At 63.8% G+C, this 24,970-nt stretch carries 20 protein-coding genes; 13 read left to right on the top strand and 7 right to left on the bottom strand.

Translation table 11 applies throughout. The features are described 5' to 3' along the window. Nucleotides 1–65: 65 nt before the first annotated feature. Nucleotides 66–2,441, bottom strand: a complete 2,376-nt coding sequence (gene tex, locus HV753_RS19895) for an RNA-binding transcriptional accessory protein Tex (protein ID WP_175176323.1) — start codon at nucleotides 2,439–2,441, stop codon at nucleotides 66–68. A gap of 214 nt (nucleotides 2,442–2,655) precedes the next feature. Here tex and yoaA point away from each other — a divergent pair, with 214 nt between their 5' ends. Then, a complete protein-coding gene (gene yoaA, locus HV753_RS19890; RefSeq protein ID WP_175176322.1) occupies nucleotides 2,656–4,764 on the top strand; it encodes a DNA repair helicase YoaA in 2,109 nt (702 codons plus the stop codon). Between the two features lie 106 nt (nucleotides 4,765–4,870). On the opposite strand, the gene HV753_RS19885 is transcribed toward yoaA, so the two are convergent. Then, complete coding sequence (locus HV753_RS19885) at nucleotides 4,871–5,659, bottom strand: outer membrane protein assembly factor BamD (RefSeq protein ID WP_175176679.1); 789 nt, start codon at nucleotides 5,657–5,659, stop codon at nucleotides 4,871–4,873. Between the two features lie 107 nt (nucleotides 5,660–5,766). On the opposite strand from HV753_RS19885, the gene HV753_RS19880 reads away from it, so the two are divergent. From HV753_RS19880 to HV753_RS19835, 10 genes are all read left to right on the top strand, one after another. Beyond that, a complete protein-coding gene (locus HV753_RS19880) occupies nucleotides 5,767–6,786 on the top strand; it encodes an RluA family pseudouridine synthase (protein WP_175176321.1) in 1,020 nt (339 codons plus the stop codon). Further along, a complete protein-coding gene (pgeF, locus tag HV753_RS19875) occupies nucleotides 6,774–7,538 on the top strand; it encodes a peptidoglycan editing factor PgeF (protein WP_175176320.1) in 765 nt (254 codons plus the stop codon). The genes HV753_RS19880 and pgeF overlap by 13 nt, the downstream gene beginning before the upstream one ends. A gap of 123 nt (nucleotides 7,539–7,661) precedes the next feature. Continuing rightward, complete coding sequence (phaC, locus tag HV753_RS19870) at nucleotides 7,662–9,299, top strand: class I poly(R)-hydroxyalkanoic acid synthase (protein ID WP_175176319.1); 1,638 nt, start codon at nucleotides 7,662–7,664, stop codon at nucleotides 9,297–9,299. Between the two features lie 75 nt (nucleotides 9,300–9,374). Next, nucleotides 9,375–10,112 carry an acetoacetyl-CoA reductase gene (gene phbB / locus HV753_RS19865; RefSeq protein WP_175176318.1) on the top strand — a complete coding sequence of 246 codons (738 nt, stop codon included), beginning with the start codon at nucleotides 9,375–9,377 and terminating at the stop codon, nucleotides 10,110–10,112. 121 nt (nucleotides 10,113–10,233) lie between these two features. After that, on the top strand, nucleotides 10,234–10,803 hold the full coding sequence (phaR, locus tag HV753_RS19860) for a polyhydroxyalkanoate synthesis repressor PhaR (protein WP_175176317.1): 570 nt from the start codon (nucleotides 10,234–10,236) through the stop codon (nucleotides 10,801–10,803). A gap of 228 nt (nucleotides 10,804–11,031) precedes the next feature. After that, nucleotides 11,032–11,568: an iron transporter gene (locus tag HV753_RS19855; protein ID WP_175176316.1), complete on the top strand. Its 537-nt coding sequence runs from the start codon at nucleotides 11,032–11,034 to the stop codon at nucleotides 11,566–11,568. Nucleotides 11,569–11,570: 2 nt separating this feature from the next. Beyond that, the gene (locus HV753_RS19850; protein ID WP_175176315.1) at nucleotides 11,571–11,924 is read left to right on the top strand and encodes a cupredoxin domain-containing protein; all 354 of its coding nucleotides are present in this window, start codon (nucleotides 11,571–11,573) and stop codon (nucleotides 11,922–11,924) included. 13 nt (nucleotides 11,925–11,937) lie between these two features. Then, complete coding sequence (locus tag HV753_RS19845) at nucleotides 11,938–12,789, top strand: FTR1 family iron permease (protein ID WP_175176314.1); 852 nt, start codon at nucleotides 11,938–11,940, stop codon at nucleotides 12,787–12,789. 39 nt (nucleotides 12,790–12,828) lie between these two features. Further along, nucleotides 12,829–14,226 (top strand): 4Fe-4S binding protein, encoded by a 1,398-nt coding sequence (locus tag HV753_RS19840; protein ID WP_175176313.1) that lies wholly within the window; start codon nucleotides 12,829–12,831, stop codon nucleotides 14,224–14,226. A gap of 87 nt (nucleotides 14,227–14,313) precedes the next feature. Next, nucleotides 14,314–15,186 (top strand): PhzF family phenazine biosynthesis protein, encoded by an 873-nt coding sequence (locus HV753_RS19835; RefSeq protein ID WP_175176312.1) that lies wholly within the window; start codon nucleotides 14,314–14,316, stop codon nucleotides 15,184–15,186. A gap of 97 nt (nucleotides 15,187–15,283) precedes the next feature. Here HV753_RS19835 and HV753_RS19830 read toward each other — a convergent pair whose 3' ends face one another. The 5 genes from HV753_RS19830 to cphA (HV753_RS19810) form a co-directional block, all read right to left on the bottom strand. Further along, entirely contained in the window at nucleotides 15,284–15,622 is a 339-nt protein-coding gene (locus HV753_RS19830; protein ID WP_175176311.1) for a BON domain-containing protein, read from the bottom strand. A gap of 88 nt (nucleotides 15,623–15,710) precedes the next feature. After that, nucleotides 15,711–15,875 carry a DUF1328 domain-containing protein gene (locus tag HV753_RS19825; protein WP_006218179.1) on the bottom strand — a complete coding sequence of 55 codons (165 nt, stop codon included), beginning with the start codon at nucleotides 15,873–15,875 and terminating at the stop codon, nucleotides 15,711–15,713. Nucleotides 15,876–15,920: 45 nt separating this feature from the next. After that, nucleotides 15,921–16,121, bottom strand: coding sequence for a CsbD family protein (locus HV753_RS19820; protein WP_175176310.1), 201 nt, complete (start codon nucleotides 16,119–16,121; stop codon nucleotides 15,921–15,923). 588 nt (nucleotides 16,122–16,709) lie between these two features. Then, the gene (cphA, locus tag HV753_RS19815; protein ID WP_175176309.1) at nucleotides 16,710–19,280 is read right to left on the bottom strand and encodes a cyanophycin synthetase; all 2,571 of its coding nucleotides are present in this window, start codon (nucleotides 19,278–19,280) and stop codon (nucleotides 16,710–16,712) included. Nucleotides 19,281–19,294: 14 nt separating this feature from the next. Continuing rightward, nucleotides 19,295–21,910: a cyanophycin synthetase gene (gene cphA, locus HV753_RS19810; protein WP_175176308.1), complete on the bottom strand. Its 2,616-nt coding sequence runs from the start codon at nucleotides 21,908–21,910 to the stop codon at nucleotides 19,295–19,297. A gap of 271 nt (nucleotides 21,911–22,181) precedes the next feature. Between cphA (HV753_RS19810) and HV753_RS19805 the strand changes: the two genes are divergently transcribed. Together HV753_RS19805 and HV753_RS19800 are read left to right on the top strand one after the other, a co-directional pair. Continuing rightward, nucleotides 22,182–24,467 (top strand): cyanophycin metabolism-associated ABC transporter, encoded by a 2,286-nt coding sequence (locus HV753_RS19805; RefSeq protein ID WP_175176307.1) that lies wholly within the window; start codon nucleotides 22,182–22,184, stop codon nucleotides 24,465–24,467. A 21-nt stretch (nucleotides 24,468–24,488) separates the two neighbouring features. Beyond that, entirely contained in the window at nucleotides 24,489–24,959 is a 471-nt protein-coding gene (locus tag HV753_RS19800; RefSeq protein WP_175176306.1) for a cyanophycin metabolism-associated DUF1854 family protein, read from the top strand. Nucleotides 24,960–24,970: the final 11 nt, after the last annotated feature.

Genomic DNA, 24,970 nt, shown 5'->3' with positions numbered 1-24,970 from the left:
CAACCCAAAGTAAAAGCCCGGCGCGTAGTGCGCCGGGCTTTTAGCCGTGCGGTTCCGAAAAAGGATCAGCGCTTGAGTTTGGCGAATGCATCCGCCATGGCGCTGTTGCCTGCGGGGGCGCTGCCGGCGTTTCCGCGTCCGCCGTCGCCTTGCGGGCGGCGGGGGCGGTCACCGCCCTTGGGCGCGTCGCCGCTGCGGCGGGCAGGGGCGGCGGTGTCGTTCAGGCGCATGGTGAGTGCGACGCGCTTGCGTGCGGCGTCCACCTCCAGCACCTTCACGCTGACCGTCTGGCCCACGCGCACCACGTCACGGGGATCCTTCACGAACTTCTCGGCCAGGGCCGAAATGTGAACCAGGCCGTCCTGGTGGACGCCGATGTCGACAAACGCGCCGAAGTTGGCCACGTTGGTCACGACGCCTTCCAGCACCATGCCGGGGTACAGGTCGTTCAGCGTTTCCACGCCTTCCTTGAACTGCGCCGTCTTGAACTCGGGGCGCGGATCGCGGCCGGGTTTTTCCAGTTCGGCGAAGATGTCGCGCACGGTCGGCAGACCGAATCGTTCGTCGGTGAAGTCAGACGGCGATACGCCCTTCAGGGCCTCGCGCTGGCCAATGATCTGCTTTACTTCGGCCTTGATCTTGGCCACGATGCGCTCGACCACCGGGTACGCTTCCGGGTGGACCGACGAGGCGTCCAGCGGGTTGTCGCCGTTGGGAATGCGCAAGAAGCCTGCGGCCTGTTCAAAGGCCTTGTCGCCGAAGCGCGGCACTTTACGCAGGATCTCGCGGGTGGGGAAGGCGCCGTTTTCGTCGCGCCAGGCCACGATGTTCTTGGCCAGCAGCGAGTTCAGGCCCGACACGCGCGTCAGCAGCGCGGCCGATGCGGTGTTCACGTCCACGCCAACGGCGTTCACGCAATCCTCGACCACGGCGTCCAGCGACCGCGCCAGCTCGCGCTGGTTGACGTCGTGCTGGTACTGGCCCACGCCGATCGCCTTGGGATCGATCTTGACCAGTTCGGCCAGCGGATCTTGCAGGCGGCGCGCAATGGACACGGCGCCACGCAGGGTCACATCAAGGTCGGGGAATTCCAGCGCCGCGGTTTCCGATGCGGAATACACGGACGCGCCGGCTTCCGAGACCACCACGCGGGTGACTTTCAGATCGGGGAAGCGTTCCATCATGTCGCCCACCAGCTTTTCGCTTTCGCGCGAAGCGGTGCCGTTGCCGATGGCGATCAAGTCCACCTTGTGGCGCGCAACCAGCGCGGCCAGCGTGTTGATCGTGCCTTCGCGGTCACGGCGCGGCTCGAACGGATAGACGGTGGTGGTGTCGACGACCTTGCCGGTCTGGTCGATCACGGCAATCTTGCAACCCGTCCGGATGCCCGGATCCAGGCCCAGCACGGCCTTGGGGCCGGCGGGGGCCGCCAGCAGCAAGTCCTTCAGGTTGGCGGCAAACACGCGGATGGCTTCGGCTTCGCCGCTTTCGCGCAGGCGGCCGACCAGCTCGCTTTCAAACGCCGTCAGCAATTTCACGCGCCAGGTCCAGCGGCAGACTTCGCCCAGCCAGCGCGCGCGCGGCGTGGCGTCCAGCGCGAACAGGCCGTTGCCGAGCTTCAGGAAGTTGGCGATGCGCGCCACGCACGGGTGCGGCAGTTGCGCTTCCAGTTCGGCTTCCAGGCCCAGGCGCAGTTCCAGCACGCCTTGCTGGCGGCCGCGCAGCAACGCCAGGATGCGGTGCGAGGGCAGCGTGCGCAGCGGTTCGTTGAAGTCGAACCAATCGCGGAAGTTCGCGCCTTCGGTTTCCTTGCCGTCGATCATCTTGGAATAGATCAGGCCGGTGGACCACAGGTGCTCGCGCATGTCGGCCAGCAGGTCCGCGTTTTCAGCGTAGCGCTCGGCCAGGATGTCACGCGCGCCGTCCAGCGCCGCCTTGGCGTCGTTGATGGACGCCTCGGGGTTCAGGTACTGCGCGGCCAGCGCGGCGGGATCGCAAGCCAGGTCAGCCAGGATGGCGTCCGCAAGCGGCTCCAGACCTGCCTCGCGGGCGATCTGGGCACGGGTGCGGCGCTTGGGCTTGTACGGCGCGTACAAGTCCTCCAGACGCTGCTTGGTGTCGGCAGTGGCGATTTCCTGGTGCAGTTCGGGCGTGAGCTTGCCTTGCTGCGAAATCGATTCCAGGATGGAGCCGCGGCGCTCTTCGAGTTCGCGCAGATAACCCAGGCGGACTTCCAGATTGCGCAGCACGGTATCGTCCAGGCCGCCAGTGGCTTCCTTGCGATAACGCGAGATGAAGGGCACGGTGGCGCCGTCATCCAGCAGTTCCACCGCCGAAGCGATCTGGGAGGGGCGCGCACCAAGCTCGGTGGCAAGCTGCGCGACGATGCGGGCGTTGTCGACGCCGGCGGCGACGTTCGTGATAGCGGAAGTTTCAGACATCTCTATACGACGACAAAAAGGAAAAACAAGGGGCGGATTGTGCCATAAGCCACTGTTACAGAACGTGCCAGAGTGGACCGATCCGTCCCTGCTGCTGCCGAACGCAGTGCTGGCAACGGGTATCATTTGGTCCTTTCCCACATCAGTGTCTGGCGCCCGAACCGTAACCGGTACCGGTAACACCGTAGACTCCGACCGACACTAGGCTGCCGTAATGCTGGACCTGGATATTTCCGAATTCTTTGACGAGGACGGGCCGCTGGCTACGGCCATGCCCGGCTACAAGCCGCGCCCTTCGCAGGTAGAACTGTCGCAGGCCATCGGCGACGCCATCCAGGACCGCGCCACGTTGGTGGCCGAAGCAGGCACCGGCATTGGCAAGACCTGGGCCTATCTTGTACCCGCCTTCATCCAGGGCGGCAAGGTGCTGATTTCCACGGGCACCCGCACGCTGCAAGACCAGTTGTTCGCGCGCGACCTGCCGCGCGTGCGCGCCGCGCTGGCCGCGCCCGTGACCGCCGCCTTGCTCAAGGGGCGGGGCAACTACGTCTGCCACTATCACCTGGAACGTTTGCAGGGCGACGAACGCGCGTTGAAATCACGCACCGAGATCCAGCAGTTGCGCCAGATCCAGGTGTTCGCGGGCATCACCAAGACGGGCGACCGCAGTGATCTTGCGCAAGTGCCGGAAGACGCCGACATCTGGCAGCGCGTGACGTCCACGCGCGAGAACTGCCTGGGCCAGGAGTGCCCGCGCATCCGTGACTGTTTCGTCGTCAAGGCTCGCCGCCAGGCCCAGGAGGCCGATGTCGTGGTCGTCAACCACGCGCTGTTCATGGCCGACCTGGTACTGCGGGAAGAGGGCGTGACCGATCTGCTGCCCGAAGCCGATACCGTCATTTTCGACGAAGCGCACCAACTGCCCGACACGGCCACCCGTTTCCTGGGCAGCAGCGTGTCCACGCACCAACTGATGGATTTCGGCCGCGCGCTGGAAGTCGCGGGCCTGGCGTATGCGCGCGAAGCCGCCAAATGGAGCGACGTCAGCCGCCATCTTGAAACGGCCGCGCGCGAGCTGCGGTTGGTCTGTGCGCCGCTGGACCGGATGCCGGGCCGCAAAGCCACCTTCGAGGCCATTCCGAACCCCGAGGAATTCGACGAAGCGTTTGCCGCCTTGCGTGCGGCCGTGGACTTGGCCACCAACGCCTTGGGCGCGGTCGCTGAAAAGCATCCCGACCTGATGGCCGCAGCGCGCAGCGGCGCTGAAATTTCCGTGCGGCTCAAACGCTGGGCCACGCCCGGCCGCGCCGATGCAGGCGTTGCCGACGAAGGCTGGGGCCGCGACGACCAGGCACCGGAACCCACGGTCGAGGCTGCCCCCGCGCCGGGCGATGGCCCCGCCACGCCCACCGCGATTCTGGAGGGCGTCGCCGCGGCCGCGCAGCAATGGACGGGCCCGGCGGTGCGTTGGGTTGAGCATGGTCAGCACCATGTGCGCCTGCATTCGGCGCCGCTGTCGGTGGCCCAGGCGTTCTCCAAATACCGCAAGCCGGGCCAGGCCTGGATCATGACGTCGGCCACGCTGTCGGTGAACGGCGAGTTCACCCACTTCACGAGCCAGCTGGGGCTGGAGCGCGCCCGCACCGGCAAATGGGAATCGCCCTTCAATTATCCTGAGCAGGCGTTGCTCTTCGTGCCGCGCGGCATGCCCGAGCCGCAGTCGCCGCAGTTCCTGGACCGCTTTGTCGAAACCTTGATGCCTCTGCTGGAGGCCAGCCCCGGCGGCACGCTGGTGCTATGCACGACATTGCGCGCGGTCGATAAGGTCGCGACCTTGTTGGCGGACGCCTTTGACGACGCGGGGCATGATTGGCCCTTGCTGAAACAGGGGGAAGGTACGCGCCGCGATTTGCTGGATCGCTTCTGCAAGCTCACGCACCCGATACTGGTGGGCAGCGCCAGCTTCTGGGAAGGCATCGATTTGCCCGGTGATGTGCTGACCTTGGTCGCCATTGATAAGCTGCCGTTCGCGCCGCCTGACGACCCCGTCATCGAAGCGCGCCTGCGGGCCTGTCGGGCCCAGGGCGGCAACCCGTTTTCGGAATACCAGTTGCCCGAAGCCGCGATCTCGCTCAAGCAGGGGGCGGGCCGCCTGATCCGCACCGAGTCGGATTGGGGCGTGCTGATGGTGGGCGATGCGCGCCTGGTCGAGAAACCCTATGGCAAGCGCTTGTGGCGCGGTTTGCCGCCCTTTGCGCGGACGCGCGAATTGGAAGAGGTGCTGGCGTTCTACCGGCGCAAGCAAGAAGACCCGGGCGCGTAGCGACGACGCGCCTGAACCCCGGTTGGCAAAAAGAAAGCCCCTCGAACATCGAGGGGCTTTGCTTTTCCCATGCAGAGAGAACCGGCTGGCGAATCAGCCGGCGACATCAATCAAACGGGTTCCACCAGCTGCGGTCGGCCTTCAGGCCTTTGGTCTTGAAGTCGCTGTTGGGGAAGTTCTTGTCGTAGACGCGCTGCGCGTCGTTCTTCAGTTCCGCCATGCCCAGCTTGTCATAGGACTCGACCATCAGGTAGAGCGCCTCTTCAGTGGCGGGGGCGCCTTCAAAGTCGGTGATGACCGTTTGAGCACGATTGGCCGCCGCCACGTAGGCGCCGCGTTCGTAGTAATAACGGGCAACGTGGACTTCGTTCATGGCGATGGTGTTGACCAGCCATGCCACGCGCTTTTCGGCGTCTACCGTGTACTTGCTGTCCGGGTAGCGCTTGATCAGCTCGTTGAATGCGTCGTAGGACGCGCGCAGGCCCTTGGGATCGCGCTCGGCAGGGTCCTGGCCGGTCAGGTTGCTCATGAAGGCGCTGGCCGGCGTGAAGTTGATCAGGCCTTTCAGGTAGAGCGCGTAGTCGGTGCCGGGATGGTTGGGATACAGCTGCTGGAAGCGGTCGATGGCGGCCAGCGCTTGTTCGTTTTCGCCATCTTTCCAGTTGACGTAGGCCAGTTCAAGCAGCGCTTGCTGGGCGTACACGCCGAAGGGATAGCGGCTTTCAATGGCAGTCAGGCGTTCGCGTGCTTCCTTCCAGCCGCCGGAGGACATTTCGGCTTTGGCGTCGGCGTAGAGCTGTTCGGCGCTCCAGTTGGTGGTCTTGTCGTATTTGCTATTGGTCGAGCCGCAACCGGCGATGACGATGACGGCAAATAGCGCGATAACCACGCGCAAAACCGGCCCGCTTCGGGATGCGGGGTTCGAGGGAGCTGCGGAGTGGTGAATCACGAGAATCGTATCCTTGGTGTTAGCATGGCAGGCTGATTATATGATTTGTCTCCATGTCTGATACAGCCGCCGGCACAGATCTCGTTTCTGACGATGAACTCTTGGGCCTTCCTGACGAAAACTCCGACGAAAATCCTGGCGAAAACCGGGGTGAACCGCAACTTGTAACCGTGCCTTCCAGCACAAAAGCTGACCGGCTGGACAAGGTGCTTGCCGGGTTGTTGCCTGACCATTCCCGCAGCCGCCTGCAAGGCTGGATTGAATCCGGCAACGTGCACGTCAACGGCGCCCCCGGCAAGATTCGCCAGACGGTTGGCCCGGGCGACGAGTTGCTGGTGTGGGCCCAACCGGCGCCCGATGCGCGCGCCTTCACTCCCGAACCTGTTGAATTCGCCGTCGTGGATGAAAGCCCCGACTGGATCGTCGTGAACAAGCCCGCAGGGTTGGTCACCCATCCCGGCGCCGGCAACTGGAGCGGCACGCTGCTCAATGGACTGCTGCACCGGTACCCGGAATTGGCGTCCGTTGCACGTGCCGGCATCGTTCACAGGCTGGACAAAGACACTTCTGGATTGATGGTGGTGGCCCGCAACGAGCGCGCCCAGACGCATCTGGTGCGCCAGTTGCAGGCGCGCAGCATGGGCCGCGAATACGTGGCGTTGGCGCACGGCTGGATTGCCAGCGCCGGCAAGGTCAACCGTTCCATTGGCCGGGATCCGCGCGTGCCGGTGCGCATGAGCGTCGAGCGTCCGGTGGCGCCCAAGCCCGCCATCACCAATTATTCACCGGCCCGCCACGGGCTGGTCGATCCTGGCGGCCGCGTCACCGAAGTGGTGTGCCGCCTGGAAACCGGCCGTACCCACCAGATCCGCGTCCACATGGCCAGCCTTGGGCACCCGCTGTTGGCCGACACGATCTACGGCGGCAAGAACATCGCGGGGGCGCAGCGCCAGATGCTGCACGCCCGCGCCCTGCATTTTGATGATCCAGGCGGCAACGGCGAGGTCCAGTTCGCGGCCGCCGTGCCAGCCGACATGACCCTGGTCCAGGAAAGCATTGCATGGAATGCGTGATCGCCAGCCTGCCTGTCGTAACCGGCCCGGGATGGGCCAGCGTGAATTATTTCTGCACGACTCGCGCCGGCGGCGTGGGCGTGGCCCCGCATGACACCCTGAACCTGGGGCGGCGCGCGGGCGATGATCCAGACACCGTGACCGAGAATCGGCGCCGCGTGCGCGCTGCCGTGCCGGCCGAGCCGCTGTGGCTGCGCCAGGTGCACGGCAGTGAAGTGGTGGATGCCGATGCGCCGGACCTGCCGGACGAGCCCGCCGTGGACGCCAGCGTCACGGCGCAGCCTGGCCGGGTGCTGGCCATCATGGTGGCGGACTGCCTGCCGGTCGTCATCGCCGACGTCGATGGCCGCGTATTGGGTGCGGCGCATGCCGGCTGGCGCGGCCTGTCCAGCGGCGTGCTGGAGCACACGCTGGCGGCCATGCGCGCCAAGGCGCCCGCGGCTACCCATCTGCGTGCTTGGGTGGGGCCCGGCATTGGCCCGCAGGCGTTTGAAGTGGGCCAAGACGTGCTTGACGCTTTCATCCAGGACGATCCCGCCACGGAGCGCTACTTCACGCCGCGTGCCGGGCTCTCGGGAAAATGGCTGGCGGACCTCGCCGGATTGGCGGATTACCGCCTGCGCCGCGCCGGGGTACAAGAGGTGTCCTTGAGCGGGATGTGCACCGTGTCTGAATCGGATCGCTTCTTTTCGTACCGCCGCGATGGTGAAACCGGACGCATGGCGTTGCTGGCCTGGCTCGGCCCGGCTTGATCTGAGGCAAGGTTTGCGTTCAGGCTTGAGGCCTGCCCTGATAGCCTCATTGAATACCCGCATTGACAGTCCTGGGCCCGGAATGCAACATCAATCGAGCAGTCTCGATAACAAGGTGTCGAAGTGAACGCCAATCTCTCCGCCGCAGGGCCCATACCGGTGAGCGTGGCACCGGAAATCCTGGCCGACATCCAGGCCGAATTTTCTCGCGAATGGCAGCGCCTTTGTGACGACGCCCGGCGCGGCGCGCTTGCTCCCCTGACCGACCGCCGCTTTGCTGGCGATGCGTGGGCCGCCAATGGTTCGCATCTGCTGCTGGCGCATACCTATTTGCTGTCGGCCCGCGCCATGCAGCGCATGGTGGATGCGGCCCAGGTCAGCGAGCCCATGCGGGCCCGCCTGCGTTTTTCCATCATGCAGTGGGTCGACGCGCTGTCTCCGTCGAACTTCCTGGCGCTGAATCCCGATGCGCAGCAATCCATCGTGGAAAGCGCTGGCCGCGCCCTGAACGAAGGGCTGGCCAACCTGCTGGGCGACGTCAAGAAAGGCCGCATCACCCAGACCGACGAATCGCAGTTCGAGATCGGCCGCAACGTGGCGACGACGCCCGGTGAAGTGGTGTTCGAGAACCGGCTGTTCCAACTGATCCAGTACGCGCCGTCGACCGCCACCGTGCATGAATTGCCCTTGGTGATCGTGCCGCCGAACATCAACAAGTTCTACATCCTGGACCTGCAACCCGAGAATTCCTTCGTGCGTCATGCGGTGGAGCAGGGCTATACGGTATTCCTGATTTCCTGGCGCAATCCAGTGGCCAGCGACACCGATGGCGTGGATCATGCCACCTGGTCGGACTACCTGGACGATGCCGTCTTGCAGGCGTTGCGCGTGGCCAGCGACATCACCAAGCAGCCGAAAGTCAACGCCCTGGGATTCTGCGTGGGCGGCACGATGCTGGCGTCGGCGCTGGCGTTGGCCGAGGCCCGTGGCGAACAGCCCGTGGCGTCGCTGACGCTGCTGACCTCGCTGCTGGACTTCCACGACACCGGCATCCTGGATGTCTTCGTGGACGAAGCGCATGCGCTGCTGCGCGACCATCAACTGGGTAGCGGCGGGCTGATGCCCGGACGCGATCTGGCCACGACGTTCTCGTTCCTGCGGCCCAATGAATTGGTCTGGAACTACGTGGTGGGCAACTACTTGAAGGGTCAGAAGCCGCCCCCATTCGACTTGTTGTTCTGGAATGGCGACAGCACCAATCTGCCAGGACCATTCTTCTCCTGGTACTTCCGCAATACCTATCTTGAGAACAATTTGAAGGTGCCGGGCCGCGCGCAAGCCGCCGGCATGCCGCTGGACCTGACGCGCCTGACGATGCCGGCGTATATTTTTGGTTCGCGCGAAGACCACATCGTGCCTTGGGTATCCGCCTACGCCTCCACGCAACTGCTGCGTGGCCCGCAACGCTTCGTGCTGGGCGCTTCGGGACACATCGCGGGCGTGGTGAATCCGCCCGCCAAGAAGCGCCGCAGCTATTGGGTGGCTGACAAGCTGGGGCAGACAGGCCATGACATGCCAGGCGACCCCAATGCGTGGTTCGCGCAGTCCACCGAAAATCCGGGCAGTTGGTGGCCCGACTGGACGGCATGGCTATCGGGCCATTCAGGCAAGCAGGTCAAGGCACGCACGAAATTGGGCAATGCCAAGTATCGGCCGATCGAGCCGGCGCCTGGCAGGTATGTAAAGGTCCGGGCTGCCTGAACCGCCTTGCGCGGTTGGCCCAGGCCAATAAGAAGTTAATCAACGAGGCGTCCGTCGCACACAGGAGGAAGTCCAATGAGCGGAAAACTGGCTTACGTAACAGGCGGGATGGGCGGTATCGGCACCTCTATTTGCCAGCGCTTGGCCAAGGATGGCTTTCGCGTGGTGGCAGGTTGCGGCCCAAGCCGCAATTACCAGCAGTGGCTGGATGAGCAGGCGGCACAGGGCTACACGTTCTACGCTTCGGTGGGCAACGTGTCGGACTGGGAGTCAACGGTGGCGGCCTTTGAACGGGTCACGGCCGATCTGGGGCCCGTCGACGTGCTGGTCAACAACGCGGGCATCACCCGTGACGGTCTGTTCCGCAAGATGACCGCCGACGATTGGCGTGCGGTCATCGACACCAACTTGAACAGCCTGTTCAATGTGACCAAACAGGTCATCGAAGGCATGGTCGAACGCCAGTGGGGCCGCATCGTCAACATCAGCTCGGTGAACGGGCAGAAGGGCCAATTCGGCCAGACGAACTACTCCACGGCGAAGGCAGGCATTCACGGCTTCACCATGGCGCTGGCGCAGGAAGTCGCCAGCAAGGGTGTCACGGTCAATACGATTTCCCCCGGCTATATCGGCACGGACATGGTTCGCGCCATCCGTCCCGAAGTGCTGGAGAAAATCGTGGCCACGATTCCGGTGCGCCGCTTGGGCACGCCCGAGGAAATCGCGTCCATGACCTCGTGGCTGGCTTCTGATGAATCCGGCTTTTCAACCGGTGCGGACTTTTCGCTCAACGGCGGCCTGCACATGGGCTAATGATGATCAGCGGGCCGCCATCGGGCGGCTCCAGGCGCCGGGAGGCCTCGGGGAGAGGGCCTTCCGGCATTACACTCCACCTTATTCGAAGTCTTAGAGATCGCCCGATCCGGGGACACACATGACGCAAGCACAAACCGGCGCCAGCCTGCGCCTGATTAAAAAATACCCCAACCGTCGCCTATACGACACCCGGACCAGCACCTACATCACTCTGGCAGATGTCAAGCAACTGGTCCTGGCCAACGAAGAATTCCAGGTGGTCGACGCCAAGAGCGGCGAAGACCTGACACGCAGCATTCTCTTGCAGATCATCCTGGAAGAGGAAAGCGGCGGCATGCCCATGTTCTCGTCGAACATGTTGTCGCAGATCATCCGTTTCTACGGCCATGCCATGCAGGGCATCATGGGTTCTTACCTGGAGAAGAACATCCAGGCCTTCATGGAGATCCAGACGCGCATGGCCGAGCAGTCCAAGGGACTGTACGGCAGCCAGTTCGGGCCTGAAGCCTGGACTCAGTTCATGAATGTGCAGACGCCCATGCTGCAAAACATGATGAACAACTACATCGATCAGAGCAAAAACCTGTTCGTGCAGATGCAGGATCAAATGCAGGACCAGACGCGCGCGATGTTCTCGACGTTCCCGTTCACGCCCGGCAGCACGCCGCCGGGCACGGGCCGCAAGTAGTCGCCGCGGGCGGGCGGGGGCCAGGCCTTCGCCAATCCAGACAGCCGGTCGGGCAACAGCCTCGCCGGCTTTTTTGTGGCCGCCGGCCGCTTGAGCAAACGCAATGATCTGGCTCTTTTCTGCTCGTCGAGTTCAGGGATATGTCAGTTTTTTTCGTTACATTAATGAAAACGGTTCTTGTTTAGATTGTTTGAACCGCCATTCATTTGTGTCTCAAGGATTATGTACATGATCAAGAAAGCCTTGGCGCTGGCCATCGTCGCTCTGAGCGTGTCCGCTGCGCAAGCGGCCGAATACCCCATCGGCAAGCCGGTTGAAAAGGGCGGCATGGAAATCGGCGCGGTCTATTTGCAGCCGATCGAAATGGACCCGCCCGGGATGATGCGTCCCGCCAAGGATTCCGACGTGCACCTTGAGGCCGATATCCACGCCACGGCCGGCAACAAGACGGGCTTCCCCGAAGGCGAGTGGGTGCCCTATCTGGTCGTGAACTTCGAGATCCAGAAGGTGGGCAGCCAGAACGTGCAGAAGGGCAGCTTCATGCCCATGGTCGCCAATGACGGGCCGCACTATGGCGACAACGTCAAGCTGGAAGGGCCGGGCAAGTACAAGCTGAAGTACACGATTCTGCCGCCGTCCGAAAACAAGATGGCTCACTTTGGCCGCCACGTCGATAAGGAAACCGGCGTGGGTCCGTGGTTCGAGCCCTTTGAACTGGAATATGAATTCGTCTATGCCGGCACCGGCAAGAAGGGCGGATATTGATCGTGCGCCGGTTGCTTCGCGTTGTTGCCGCCCTGTTGATCGGCCTGGCCGGCGTTGCCGGCACGGCGCCTGCGCAGGCGGATGAATTGCCGACGTTCACCCTGAGGTTCAAGCCGGACGGCACGTTCGAGCCCGCGACCCTGGAAGTGCCCGCCGGCCGTTTCAAGATCGAACTCATCAACGAAAGCAACGAGCCGGTGGAATTCGAGAGCATTCCACTGCGCAAGGAAAAAGTGCTGGGCCCGGGGGTGAAGTCCTTCGTGGTGATCACCATTTCGCGCCCCGGCGAGTATCCCTTCTTTGATGACTTTCACCAGAGCGTGAAAGGCACCCTGGTCGTCAAGCCCAAGGAATAAGCGGTAGCAATACATGGAACAGGTTCTCTTTATCGTCTGGCGTGAAAGCGTCGAAGCCATGCTGGTGGTGGGCATTTTGTACACCTGGCTACGCTCCACGCCTGAAGGCAAGCGCGGGCTGAATTACCTGTGGGGTGGCGTTGCGGCGGGCTTGGCCTTGGCCGTGGCGCTGGCGCTGGTGCTGCTGGGCGTGTCGTCCTGGCTCAGCGATGAAGGCCAGGAATGGTTCCAGGCCATCATGTCGCTGGCGGCTTGCGCGCTGGTCGTGCAGATGGTCGTCTGGATGAAGAAGCATGGCCGCACGCTGAAGGGTGAATTGGAAAGCGGCGCGCGCAGTTCCATTGCCAACGACAATTGGTGGGGCCTGTTCGTGCTGGTGGCCATTGCCGTGGCCCGCGAAGGCAGCGAAACCGTGGTGTTCCTGTATGGCACCGTGTCGGCGGGCGAAGGCGGCGGCAACATGTTGATGCTGGCCCTGGCTGGCGTCGCGGGTTTCGCCGTGGCGTTGCTGACGTTCTGGCTGTTGCAGCTGGGCGGCAAGCTGATCACCTGGCGCCGATTCTTCCGCGTGACCGAAATCCTGTTGCTTTTGCTGGCCGGGTCGCTCCTGGTGGGCGGACTGGATCACCTGATTTCGCTGGACGTGTTGCCGACCATCATCGATCCGGTCTGGGACAGCTCGTGGCTCTTGAGCGATAGCACCGGCGTGGGCAAGATCCTGGCCGACTTCGCGGGTTACCGCGCCTTGCCGGCACTGATCTCGGTCTTGTTGTGGGTGGCTTATTGGATCGTGGTCTGGGCGCTGCTGCGCTGGGTGGGCAACAAGTCCGTCCGCGCGCCAGCCGCCGCCCGGAGCGCATCCTGATTCCGACGTGATGCCGGACTGAACAATGAAGGTTTGAACATGGCAGCTGTACTCGGGAGGGTGACTTCCCGGATCGCCGATTTTCTCCGTGACCATGCCCCGCTGTTGCGCAAGCTTCAGTGGGGCATTGTTGCGATATATGCGTTCCTTTTGATCGTGCCCGCGATCCTTCCTTTGCCCGGCAACGCGGCATCGGTCTTCAATAACCTGACGATCGTGGCGCAGTTTGCCTTCTGGGGCGTCTGGTGGCCGTTCGTGCTGATTTCCATGCCGATCCTGGGCCGCGCCTGGTGTGGCTGGCTCTGTCCGGAAGGCATGCTGACCGAATGGGCCAGCGAACGGGGGCAGGGCCGCGCGATTCCCAAATGGATGCGCTGGGGCGGCTGGCCGTTCGTGGCCTTTGCGCTGACGACGGTCTATGGCCAGCTTGTCAGCGTGTACCAGTATCCGCTGGCCGTGCTGGCCGTGCTGGGCGGGTCTACCGTGGCGGCGATGATCGTCGGCTGGCGCTATGGCCGCAGCAAGCGGGTGTGGTGCAAGTACCTGTGCCCGGTCAACGGCGTGTTCAATCTGCTGGCCAAGCTGGCGCCGTGGCACTTTAAAGTCGACGAAGAGAAATGGCGGCATCCGGTCATCCGGATTGAAGCCATCAACTGTGCGCCGCTGGTGCCGCTTCGCCATATGAAGGGTGCCGGCGATTGCCACGTTTGCGGTCGATGCAGCGGTTACCGCGGCGCGATCGAATTGACGCCGCGTTCGCCCGAGGAAGAGATCGTGCACGTCGCGGACGGCGACGCCTGGCAGACCGTTTTGCTGTGCTTCGGACTGATGGGCATCGCGATCGGCGCCTTCCTCTGGAGCGCCAGCCCCTGGTTCGTGACCGCCAAGCAGTGGGCCGCCACCTGGCTGGTCGAACACGACATCCTGTGGCCGCTGATGGACAATGCGCCCTGGTTCATCCTGACCCACTATCCGGATGTGAACGACAGCTTTTCATGGCTGGATGGGGCCGGCATCCTGATGTTCGTCATCGGTGCGACGATCATCGTGGGCGGCGCAAGCTTCCTGTCGTTGTGGATCGCCGACCGTCTGGCCCCGGCCGCGGCTCAGCCGGATGCACCGGCGACGCGCTGGATCCGCCCTGGCGTCCACAAACTGGCCCAGGGGCTGATTCCGGCCGCCGGCATTGGCGTGTTCCTGGGGCTGTCCGCCACCACCGTCAACCTGCTCAAGCATGAAGGCGTGCAAGCCGCCTGGGCGGGACCCGTGCGCTTCACGCTGCTGACGCTGGCTGTGTTGTGGACCTTGCGCCTGTTCGCCCGGTTGTTGAAGCCGCGTCTGGCCAGCGGGCTCCGCAAGCTTGCGGCCTGGCTTGTGTTGGCGGCCGGCCTGGCGCCGTTCTGTCTGGCCTGGGTGTTTTTCTTTGCGATCTGGTAAGCACTGCTTGATGGCTCGAAGCGTGGCGCTGCGATAAAGTGGAAGGCTCCGCCGGACTGACCGGCGCCTTCTTCCTGATGCATCTCCATGGCTTCCTACTCGTTCCGCCTGCTTAACGTTTTTGCGGCTTCCACCTTTAGCGGCAACCAGCTATGCGTGTTTGAAGACGCGCGCGGCATGGACGACGCGACGATGTTGAATCTGGCCGCGCAGTTCAACCTGTCCGAAACCACCTTCATCCTGCCATCCGATCGCGCGGATGCGCGCGTTCGCATCTTCACGCCAGGCTACGAAATGAAGTTCGCGGGCCATCCCACCATTGGCACGTCCCAAGTCGTGCGCGACCTGCGCAAGACGGGTGACGCGCTGACGCTGGAATTCAAGGCGGGCGTCGTGCCGGTTGAGGCGAACGGCGACGCCTGGACCTTCACGGCGCCATGTCCCGATGGCGTGCGCACGGCGCCGCCTGAGCTGGACCGTGCAGAGATCGCCGGCCTGGTGGGGCTGGAATCCGGTGACTTGCTGGGCGACCCGATTTGGGTGGACACCGGTGCGGACCAATTGCTGGTGCCCTTGGCCAGTGTTGACGCAGTGCGCCGCGCCGCGCCTGACGGTTCCAAGCTCAATCGCTGGCAGGCCAGCAGCCTGGGACGCAAGACGCTCTATGTGTTCGCTTTCGATGAAGGCAATGTGCAGGGCACGCGCCAGGTCGTGGTGGCCCGCTATTTCTTCGCCAAGGCGGGCGGGGGCGTGGATGAAGATGCGGGCACGGGATCGGCCTGCGCCAATCTGGGTGGCTGGCTGATTCACCAGAAGCGCCCCTTGCCGGCCAGTATCCTGGTCGAACAAGGCGACCAGATGGGCAGGCCCTGCCGCCTGTTGCTGGACGTGCTGACCGATGGCCGGATCCAGGTGGGTGGCCGCGCGTTGGAGATCGGCCGGGGCACGGTCAGCATTTAACGCTGGCGGATTCCAAACGCCCGACGTAAAAGCGGCGCCTGTGTCCGACACAGGCGCCGCTTTTTTCTCTAGGCTTCAGTAGGAAACGATTCCGACCTTACTTCCGGTTCTTGGCGGGATCGACCTTGATGTTGTTCATGACCTGCTTGACGCCTTCCACGCCTCGGGCGACGGTGGCGGCGTGATCGGCTTCGGCGGCGGTGCCTACCGAGCCCGTCAGCGTGGCAACCCCATTATTGGTTTCCACCGCGATTTCCAGGGCGCTCAGTTGCTTGTCGGCCACGAAGGCGGCCTTGACCTTGGTGGTCACGGTCGTATCGGATGCATATTCGCCCACGGATTGCTTGGGCTTGCCATCATCGGCCGCAAAGGCCATGGAAGTGAAGGCAGCGCCCGTTCCCAGTGCAGCGGCGGCGATCAGCTTACGAATTTCCATAGTCATGCTCCTTATTCCTGTTGATCGTTGCGTGCATGACGCAACGAGTATTCAAACGCTAGGGGGGTACGCTTTCTATCTGCGTGTTCTATTTTTTCCGGAGGGCGCCGCTCAGGATGGACAAGAGCGCCAGCACCAGGAAGACGAAGAACAGGATCTTGGCGATACCCGCGGCACCAGCGGCAATGCCGCCGAAGCCGAGAACCGCCGCGATGATCGCGATGACGAAGAAAACTACGGCGTAGTGCAACATGTCAGCTTCTCCAGTGGTTTCGACCGATCAAGGCGGTGATGGGGTTCAGGGATTGCGGTCGAAGAAATCCCGGACTTCCTTTTGCGCTTGTTCCTTGGTCTTGCCATAACGCTCCTGGATCAAGCCAGCCAAGCGTTCGGCGTTGCCTTCACTACGGGTCAACTCGTCGTCGGTGAGTTCACCCCAGGCTGCTTTCGCCTTTCCGGTCAGTTGCTTCCACTTGCCGGCGATGATGTCGTTATTCATGGTGACCTCTCTCTGTCTGCTTGCGACGCCTGGCCTATGGCCGATAAGCCTTGCAATCGCGGTTGAGTTGGACACTGATCAGCTAGCCCCTACCGTACGAGCCGGCGTTCGGGCCTGTCAAACCTGGCTGTGGGCAAATGTAACGGTGCCAGGTCGGGTATTCGCACCGATCTCCGACGGGCGGGACTGTCAGGCGTACTAGATCGCGGTGTTACATTTCCGCAATGTTTTGTCCCCTTTTGATTGGGGCTAGTAACGGGAGGTGCGGCACGGGTAGGGCCGGGCCGTGCTGGCCGCTGCCGAGGCGCCCCGGTATAGTCATGGCGGAACCCGCCGCGGTTCACCAACAGGAATGGGAGAAGGGCACGCATGACGCAACGACTTTGTAGCGCGATCTTGTTGACGCTGGCCGCCATGGCCGCTGTGGGATGCACCCACGTGACAGACCGATATCAGGCGACTGCGCCTGTGGAAGCCGCCCGCGGGTGACGTGGCGGGCAAGGGGCTGACAAGCCAACACCGCACATGCAAACGGGGCGCCAGAGCGCCCCGTTTGCATGACCGTCAAGGCGGAGAACCTTGGACGGGTCAGCCTTCGGCGATGCGGCGGGCGATATGGCCCAGCGCCTCTTCCACCTGATCGACCAGGATCAAGCACAGGTCGCCGGGTGAGAGGCGTGCCAGGGCGGTGTCGATCGCCAGGAACTCGCCGTGGATCTCTTCGATGTGCGTGGTGCGCGGGGCGCCGACCAGGCCCTCCTGCAACAGCGCCAGCACTTCGCCGTCGGCGCGGCCGCGTTGGCATTGGTCCTGATACAGCAGCACGTCGTCAAAAGCGGCGCCCAGGATTTCCGTCTGCATGCGGATGTCTTCATCGCGGCGGTCACCCGCCCCGCTGATGACGACCGACCGGCGCTTGGCGGGCATGGCGTCCACCGCACGCACCAGCGCCAGGATCGCGTCCGGATTGTGGCCGTAATCCGCGATCACCGTGGCGCCACGATGGTCGAACACATTGAAGCGGCCAGGCGCGGTCTGGGCGTCGTTCACGAAGGTGGCCAGGCCGCGACGGATAAGATCCCAGTCCAGGTTCAGCGCCCAGGCGGCAGCGATCGACGCCATGGCGTTTTCGACTTGGAACGTGATCGCGCCATTGCGGGTGAGCGGGATGTCGGCCAGCGGGAAGCGGGTTTCTTCCGCGCCCTGGGCCGCGACGATGGCGTCGCCATCGCGGTACACCGAACGCAAACCTTGCGCGCGATGCGTGGCCAGCACCGGGTGGTTGCGGTCTTCCGCGAAGTAGGTGATCGAGCCTGGGCAACTGGCCGCCATTTCCGCCACGATGGGGTCGGCGGCGTTCAGCACGGCGGTGCCCGAGGGATGCACGTGCTGCACGATCACGCGCTTGACCACGGCCAGGTCTTCCACGGTGCTGATGTAGCCCAGACCCAGGTGGTCGCCCATGCCGATGTTGGTGACGATGGCCACGTTGCAGCGATCAAACGCCAGGCCTTCGCGCAGGATGCCGCCACGTGCGGTTTCAAATACCGCGGCGTCCACATCGGGATGCATGAGCACGCTGCGGGCACTGCGCGGGCCGCTGCAATCACCGGTATCAATGCGCAGGTTGTCGACGTAAACGCCGTCGGAATTCGTCATGCCAACGCGGTTGCCGGCCACGCCCAGCAGATGGGCGGTCAGGCGCACGGTCGTCGTCTTGCCATTGGTGCCGGCAACGGCCACGACCGGAATGCGGCCGTCGTCGCCGTCCGCGTACATGTTGGCGATGATGGCGTCGCCCACCGCGCGGCCCTTGCCGAACGACGGGTTCAGGTGCATGCGCAGGCCGGGCGCGGCGTTCACTTCCACCACGCCGCCGTGCTGTTCTTCCAACGGGTAATGCACGCTTTCGGCCACCACGTCCACGCCGCAGATGTCCAGGCCGATCATGCGGGCCGCGGACACGGCGCGCGCCGCCATTTCGGGATGCACTTCGTCAGTCACGTCGGTGGCCGAGCCGCCGGTGCTGAGGTTGGCGTTGTTGCGCAGGAAGATCAGGGTGCCCGGGGGCGGCACGGAATCGGCATCGAAGCCCTGCTTTGCCAGCGTTGCCAACGCGATGTCGTCAAAGCGGATCTTGGTCAGCGAGGTGGCGTGGCCATCGCCGCGCAAGGGGTCGGCGTTGACCTGGTCCACCAGTTCGCGGATGGTGTGCTGCCCGTCGCCCGTGACCTGGGGCGGATCGCGGCGCGATGCCGCCACCAGTGCGCCACCCACGACCAGCAGACGGAAATCGTGGCCGGGGATATAGCGTTCGACGATGACTTCCGAACTGATCTCTTCGGCCACTTCAAAGGCCTGGATCACCCGTTCGCGCGTTTCGATGTTCACGGCCACGCCGCGCCCCTGGCTGCCGTCGCGCGGCTTGACGACCACGGGGCCACCCAGTTCCTCAGCCGCTTCCCAAGCCGCTTCGGCCGAGGTCACCGAACGGCCCATGGGCACGGGCACGCCGGCGGCGTCCAGCAGCATCTTGGTCAGGTCCTTGTCCTGCGCGATCGATTCCGAGATGGCGCTGGTCAGGTCGGTTTCAGCGGCCTGGATGCGGCGTTGCTTGCTGCCCCAGCCGAATTGCACCATGCTGCCTTGCGTCAGGCGGCGGTAGGGGATGTTGCGGGCGATGGCGGCGTTCACGATGGAGCCCGTGCTGGGTCCCAGACGCACGTCTTCGTCCAGTTCGCGCAGGCGCTTGAGCGCGTTGGCGAAGTCGAACGGGGTGTCATCCAGCGCCGCGCGCACCAGCGCCTGCGCCAGTTCCATCGCCAGAATGCCCACTTCTTCTTCGCTGTATTCGACCACCACCTGGAACACGCCAGGCTCAATGGTGGACGAGGTGCGGCCAAACGTGACGGGGCAGCCGGCATGCGCCTGCATCGTCAAGGCGACGATCTGCAAGACGTGGGCGATCGACACCGCGCCTTGATGGCCTTCAGGGCGCATCAGGCCGGTTTGCGGCAGCCGCGCGCGCAGGCGGGCTTCAAACTCGGGCAGGTTGTCGATGGAGCACTCGGCGTCGGCGCAGGACACGATGGCCTCGATCGCGGTGTTCTTCGACCATAGGTTGGGGCCGCGCAGGGCTCGGATACGGGAAACTTCCATGGCAGGTATTCCTGTCAGTATTGTTGAATCCAGCGGCGGACCAGATCGATGGTGGGGCCGGAGAACGCTTCGTCGGATTGCAGCAGGGCGAAGTCGCCATCCGCAATGCCGTTGAGCACGCTCTCGATGGCCTTGCCGTGGTCGGGCTCATCCTGGACGTCTTTCACGCGGCTGCCTTGCGCCAGGCCCTGGCGCAACAGGGCACGCGCCTGGCCTTCGGGACGCTTGCTGTTGACCGTCTTGTCGTCATAGAGCACGACGCGGTCGAAAGCGTCACCCAGCAGGCGGCCTTGCTCGATCAGGTCCTCGTCGCGGCGGTCGGCGCCGGCGGAATAGACCGCGGCGCGCGTTGTCGATGGGAACTGGTCGATGGCGGCGATCAATGGGCGCAGTGCCGAGGCGTTGTGCACGTCGTCCACCACGACGGTGCCGCCGTTGCGCTCGAACAGCGTGAATTGCCACGGCGCATCGGCCTGGTCGATATCGAAGGTTTCGATGCCGGCGCGAATGAGCTCGACAGGGATGTTCAGTGCCCAGGCGGAACCCACGGCAGCCAGCACGTTTTCAGTCTGGAAGGCCACGCGGCCCCCATGCGTCAACGGAATCGCGGCCACGGCGGCCAGGCGTTCTTCGTGGGCGCCTTGCGCCAGGATGATGTTGCCGTCGCGCACGAACACCGCGCGGCCATCCTGTTGCAGGTGCGCAGCGATGGCGGGCAGGGCGGGATCGATGCCGAAGAAGATCACGGCGCCGTCGCAAAGCTCGGCCATTTCCACCACGCGCGGATCGCGCGCATTGAGCACCGCGGCGCCGGTGGGCAGGACTACGTCGATCTGCGTGCGGAACACATTGAACATGCGTTCGGTTTCGTTGATGTCGAAGTCGCCCAGATGGTCGGCGTCGTCGATGTTGGTGACCACGCCCACCTGGCAGCGGTCATAGGCCAGCCCCTGGCCCAGGATGACACTGCTGTCATTTTCAATGACGGCGGCGTCCACATTGCGGTTCATCAGCAGGCGCGTGCCGGACGCGAAGTCGGCGCGGTCGCCCTTTTGCACCAGGCGGCGGTCCAGGTAGAGCCCTTCACTGCACGCCAGGCCGGTACGCTTGCCCGACAGGTGCAGCAGGCGGGCGACCAAGCGCGCGACGACGGTCTTGCCGTTGGTGCCGGTGACGCCCACGATGGGGATGCGGCCGGCGTCCCCGTCGGGGAACAGGTGGTCGACGATGGCGCGGCCCACTGGGCGCGGCGTGCCGTCGGCCGGCTTCAGGTGCATCAGCAGCCCGGGGCCGGCGTTGACTTCCACGATGGCGCCGCGCTGTTCTGCCAGCGGGCGGGTGATGTCTTCGGCCACCAGGTCGACACCCGCGATGTCCAGGCCCACCACACGGGCGGCCAGGGTCACGGTGGCGGCAATGCTGGGGTGCACGCGGTCGGTCACGTCGAAAGCGACGTTTCCGCTGCGTTGCACCAAAACGCGCTGGCCCTCAGGCGGCACGCTGTCTTCCGACAAGCCCTGGCGGGCGATTTCCAGCCGGGCGGCGGAATCCAGCCGAACCGGGTTCAACGGGTGGTTTTCCGTGCGGCCGCGGCGCGGGTCGGTGTTGATCTGGCTGTCGATCAGTTCGGTCACGGTGGACGTGCCGTCGCCCGTCACCCAGGCCGGTTCGCCAGCGGCGGCGGCCACCATGCGGTTGCCCACCACCAGCAGGCGGTGTTCATTGCCCAGCACGAAGCGCTCGACGATCACTCCGCTGCCTTCGTCCACGGCTACGCGGTAGGCGGAAACGACTTCGTCGCGGGTGGTCAGGTTGGTGAACACGCCCCGGCCGTGGTTGCCGTCATAAGGCTTGACCACGACGGGCAGGCCGATGTCTTCAGCGGCTTCCCAGGCGTCGTCCTCGCTACGCACCAGGCGGCCTTCCGGCACTGGCACGCCGCAGGTCGACAACAATTCCTTGGTCAGATCCTTGTCGCGCGAGATCCCTTCGGCGATGGCGCTGGTGCGGTCGGTTTCGGCAGTCCAGATCCGGCGCTGGGCCGAACCGTAGCCAAATTGCACAAGGTTGCCCTCGAACAGGCGGATATAAGGGATGTCACGGTCGTCGGCGGCATCCACGATGCAGGCCGTGCTGGGGCCCAGGCAATGCCTGTCCACCAGGCTGCGCAGCTTGGAGATCGAGGCCGGGACGTCGAACGGGCGGTCTTCGATAGCCGCCATCACCAGGTCGCGGGCTTCATTCAAGGCCGTGCGGGTGACTTGCTCCTGCCACGCGCGCACGACGACCTTATAGACGCCGCGAGTGGAGGTTTCCCGGGCCTTGCCGAAGCCGCCGCGCAAACCGGCCAGATTCTGCAATTCCAGGGTGACATGTTCAAGAATGTGGCCGGGCCAGGTCCCTTCCTTCAGGCGGGCCAGAAAGCCGCCGCGCACGCCGGGGCTGCAACGGTGCTCGATCAGGCTTGGCAGCCATTCAGACAGGCGCTCGTAAAACCCAGGAATGGTGTTGGACGGATAATCCTCCAATTCACCAATATCCACCCACGCTTCAAGGACCGGGCGATACGTCCAAATGTTCGGGCCGCGCAAAGCCACGACATCGAGAAATTCAATGTCTTTCTTTTTCATGTTTTAATTTACTTGAGAAGCAGGTTGGCACGCGCGGACTCCCCTATGTAAGACCGCGAATTCATTGACGAATTTATGGGGGATGCGCCTTAAGAATAATGCCAACGAGTGGGGGATCCCAGATATTCCTAATTAGAAAAATCGGCTGCTACTATACGACGCCTTCAAGGCGTGAACTCGTTGTGTTGTAAGGAAGGGACACGTTTGCCGCCGTGGGTGGTGAACCGGTTGCCGCCTAGTAGGGCAGAGTCCTGGCCCGGTATGCGTTCCAATGAAAAAACCACACCTGCTTTCCGGCCGTGCCGATGCCTTTCCTGCCCGCTGGCAGGATCAAATCCGCGCTGAACTGGCGGAGGGCGAAAGCCTGCTGGCCTGGGTTGAAATAGACCTGGATCAGCGGCTGAAGTTCCAGCCTGGATTGATTGCGGCGACTGATCGCCGCCTGCTGGCCCGCAATTCCTCCGATACCGGTTGGGAAACGTGGAGCTATGGCCCCCAATTAACACTGAATCTGACCGACCACGCCGGCGCCGCCGTGCTGGAACTACACGACGATTCCGCGCGCCTGGCGATCTGGCGGTTCACGCTGGCTCGGAATCCCGCCGCGTTGCGGCTGCTGGCTCAATTCGAGGCGCAGCAGGCGATCCGGCTGTCCGGTCATCAGCCGGAAGCGCCGGTGGAACGCACCTGCACTATCTGTAATGGCGTTATTCCCGCAGGCGATGAAGAATGCCCGACCTGCAACCAGGAACAGGCGGCGCCGTCCTCCACGTGGGCGCTGTTGCGCCTGTGGCGTTTCGCGCGCCCATACCGAGGCCCGTTGCTGGCCGGGTTCATCCTGACGCTGCTGGGCACCGCCGCCACGCTGGTGCCGCCGTATCTGACCATGCCGCTGATGGATGACGTGCTGATTCCGTTCCAGAATGGCGCACCGATCGACTACGGCAAGGTCCGCCTGTACCTGAGTGGCCTGTTGGGGTCCGCTTTCCTGGCCTGGGGGCTGGGCTGGGCCCGGACCTACATCCTGGCCTGGGTCAGCGAGCGCATTGGCGCCGACCTGCGCACCACCACTTATGAGCATTTGCAGCAGCTGTCGCTGGAGTATTTCGGTGGCAAGCGCACGGGCGACCTGATCTCGCGCATCGGTAGCGAAACCGACCGCATTTGCGTGTTCCTGTCGCTGCATTTGCTGGACTTCGCCACCGACATCCTGATGATCGTCATGACGGCGGTGATCCTGGTGACGATCAATCCGTGGCTGGCATTGGTCACGTTGGTGCCGCTGCCGTTCATCATCTGGATGATCCACGCGGTGCGTGACCGCTTGCGTCATGGCTTTGAAAAAGTCGACCGCATCTGGTCCGAGATCACCAACGTGCTGGCCGACACCATCCCGGGCATCCGCGTGGTCAAGGCGTTTGCCCAGGAAAAGCGCGAAGTCGCGCGTTTCCGCGAAGCCAACAACCGCAACCTGGAAGTCAACGACCGCGTGAACACGACCTGGTCGCTGTTTTCGCCCACCGTCACCTTGCTGACGGAAGTGGGCCTGCTGGTCGTGTGGATCTTCGGTATCTGGCAAGTCTCGCAAAAGCAGATCACGGTAGGCGTGCTGGCCGCATTCCTGGCGTATATCGGCCGCTTCTACCTGCGGCTGGATTCGATGAGCCGCATTGTCTCGGTCACGCAAAAGGCGGCAGCCGGCGCCAAGCGCATCTTTGACATCCTGGACCACGTGTCCAGCGTGCCGGAACCGCAGAATCCCGCCAAGCTGCCCCAGATCAACGGCCGCATTGAATTGCGCGACGTGGGTTTTCGCTATGGCAACCGCCAGGTCATCCGTGGGTTGGACCTGACCATCGCTCCGGGTGAAATGATTGGCCTGGTGGGCCACAGCGGTTCGGGCAAGAGCACGCTGATCAACCTGATCTGCCGCTTCTATGATGTGTCCGAAGGCGCGGTGCTGGTGGACGGCGCCGACATCCGTTCGGTGCGCGTGGCGGACTACCGCCGCAACATCGGGCTGGTGTTGCAAGAGCCTTTCCTGTTCTTTGGCACCATCGCCGAGAACATCGCTTACGGCAAACCGGATGCGACGCGCGACGAGATCGTGGCGGCTGCCCGTGCCGCGCATGCCCACGAATTCATCCTGCGCTTGCCGCACGGTTATGACTCGTTGGTGGGTGAACGCGGCCAGGCATTGTCGGGCGGTGAACGCCAGCGCATTTCGATTGCCCGCGCGTTGTTGATCGATCCGCGCATTCTGATCCTGGATGAAGCCACGTCGTCGGTGGACACCACGACGGAAAAGGAAATCCAGAAGGCGCTGGACAATCTGGTGCGCGGACGCACGACCATCGCCATTGCCCACCGTCTGAGCACGTTGCGCAAGGCCGACCGTCTGGTCGTGCTGGACCGTGGCCAGATCGTGGAGCAGGGCCCGCACGAAGAATTGATGGCCCGAGAGGGCGCCTACTATCGCCTCTACCAGGCGCAAGCGCGCCAGGCGGAAGCCGACGCGCAGTCGTCGGGCAGCGAAGACATGGCCGCAGTGGCCTGACGTGGAAACGGGATTATCGTCATGACGTTGCCGACCTTTCAGCTGCGCCGCAATGCCTTCGGGCGCCTGGAATATGAATCCGCCGATGGTGAAACGCACGAAGGGGTCATCCCCGTGCGCGCCTTCCCGATCAGCGAGGCGGGCCGAGGCCTGTCGCTGGTGACCAGTGATGGGCACGAGCTATTGTGGATTGAACACTTGTCCGATGTGCCGGACGGCCCTCGCGCGCTGATCGAGGAAGAACTGGCTGGCCGGGAATTCATGCCCGAGATCCGCAGGCTGGCCAGCGTGTCCACGTTCGCCACGCCCAGCACCTGGAAGGTGGAAACGGATCGCGGCCCGACGTCCTTCGTGCTGCGTGGCGAAGAAGACATCCGCCGGCTCAGCCCGCAGACGCTGCTGATCGCCGACAGCCATGGCATCTTCTATCTGGTGCGCGACATCCTGTCGCTGGACAAGCACAGCCGCAAGATGCTTGACCGCTTCCTGTAGCGGGTGGTGGG

Origin of the sequence: Achromobacter pestifer (assembly GCF_902859625.1) — a bacterium.
GTDB classification, from domain to species: domain Bacteria; phylum Pseudomonadota; class Gammaproteobacteria; order Burkholderiales; family Burkholderiaceae_B; genus Achromobacter; species Achromobacter pestifer.
The sequence above is the reverse complement of the archived record's forward strand: the minus strand, read 5'-3'. Positions and strand labels throughout refer to the sequence as shown.

Coding starts and splice junctions, on each gene's coding strand:
- tex (WP_175176323.1), bottom strand. CDS start 2,441: ATGTCTGAAACTTCCGCTATCACGAACGTCGCCGCCGGCGTCGACAAC.
- yoaA (WP_175176322.1), top strand. CDS start 2,656: ATGCTGGACCTGGATATTTCCGAATTCTTTGACGAGGACGGGCCGCTG.
- HV753_RS19880 (WP_175176321.1), top strand. CDS start 5,767: ATGTCTGATACAGCCGCCGGCACAGATCTCGTTTCTGACGATGAACTC.
- pgeF (WP_175176320.1), top strand. CDS start 6,774: ATGGAATGCGTGATCGCCAGCCTGCCTGTCGTAACCGGCCCGGGATGG.
- phbB (WP_175176318.1), top strand. CDS start 9,375: ATGAGCGGAAAACTGGCTTACGTAACAGGCGGGATGGGCGGTATCGGC.
- phaR (WP_175176317.1), top strand. CDS start 10,234: ATGACGCAAGCACAAACCGGCGCCAGCCTGCGCCTGATTAAAAAATAC.
- HV753_RS19855 (WP_175176316.1), top strand. CDS start 11,032: ATGATCAAGAAAGCCTTGGCGCTGGCCATCGTCGCTCTGAGCGTGTCC.
- HV753_RS19845 (WP_175176314.1), top strand. CDS start 11,938: ATGGAACAGGTTCTCTTTATCGTCTGGCGTGAAAGCGTCGAAGCCATG.
- HV753_RS19840 (WP_175176313.1), top strand. CDS start 12,829: ATGGCAGCTGTACTCGGGAGGGTGACTTCCCGGATCGCCGATTTTCTC.
- HV753_RS19835 (WP_175176312.1), top strand. CDS start 14,314: ATGGCTTCCTACTCGTTCCGCCTGCTTAACGTTTTTGCGGCTTCCACC.
- HV753_RS19830 (WP_175176311.1), bottom strand. CDS start 15,622: ATGGAAATTCGTAAGCTGATCGCCGCCGCTGCACTGGGAACGGGCGCT.
- HV753_RS19825 (WP_006218179.1), bottom strand. CDS start 15,875: ATGTTGCACTACGCCGTAGTTTTCTTCGTCATCGCGATCATCGCGGCG.
- HV753_RS19820 (WP_175176310.1), bottom strand. CDS start 16,121: ATGAATAACGACATCATCGCCGGCAAGTGGAAGCAACTGACCGGAAAG.
- cphA (WP_175176309.1), bottom strand. CDS start 19,280: ATGGAAGTTTCCCGTATCCGAGCCCTGCGCGGCCCCAACCTATGGTCG.
- cphA (WP_175176308.1), bottom strand. CDS start 21,910: ATGAAAAAGAAAGACATTGAATTTCTCGATGTCGTGGCTTTGCGCGGC.
- HV753_RS19805 (WP_175176307.1), top strand. CDS start 22,182: ATGAAAAAACCACACCTGCTTTCCGGCCGTGCCGATGCCTTTCCTGCC.
- HV753_RS19800 (WP_175176306.1), top strand. CDS start 24,489: ATGACGTTGCCGACCTTTCAGCTGCGCCGCAATGCCTTCGGGCGCCTG.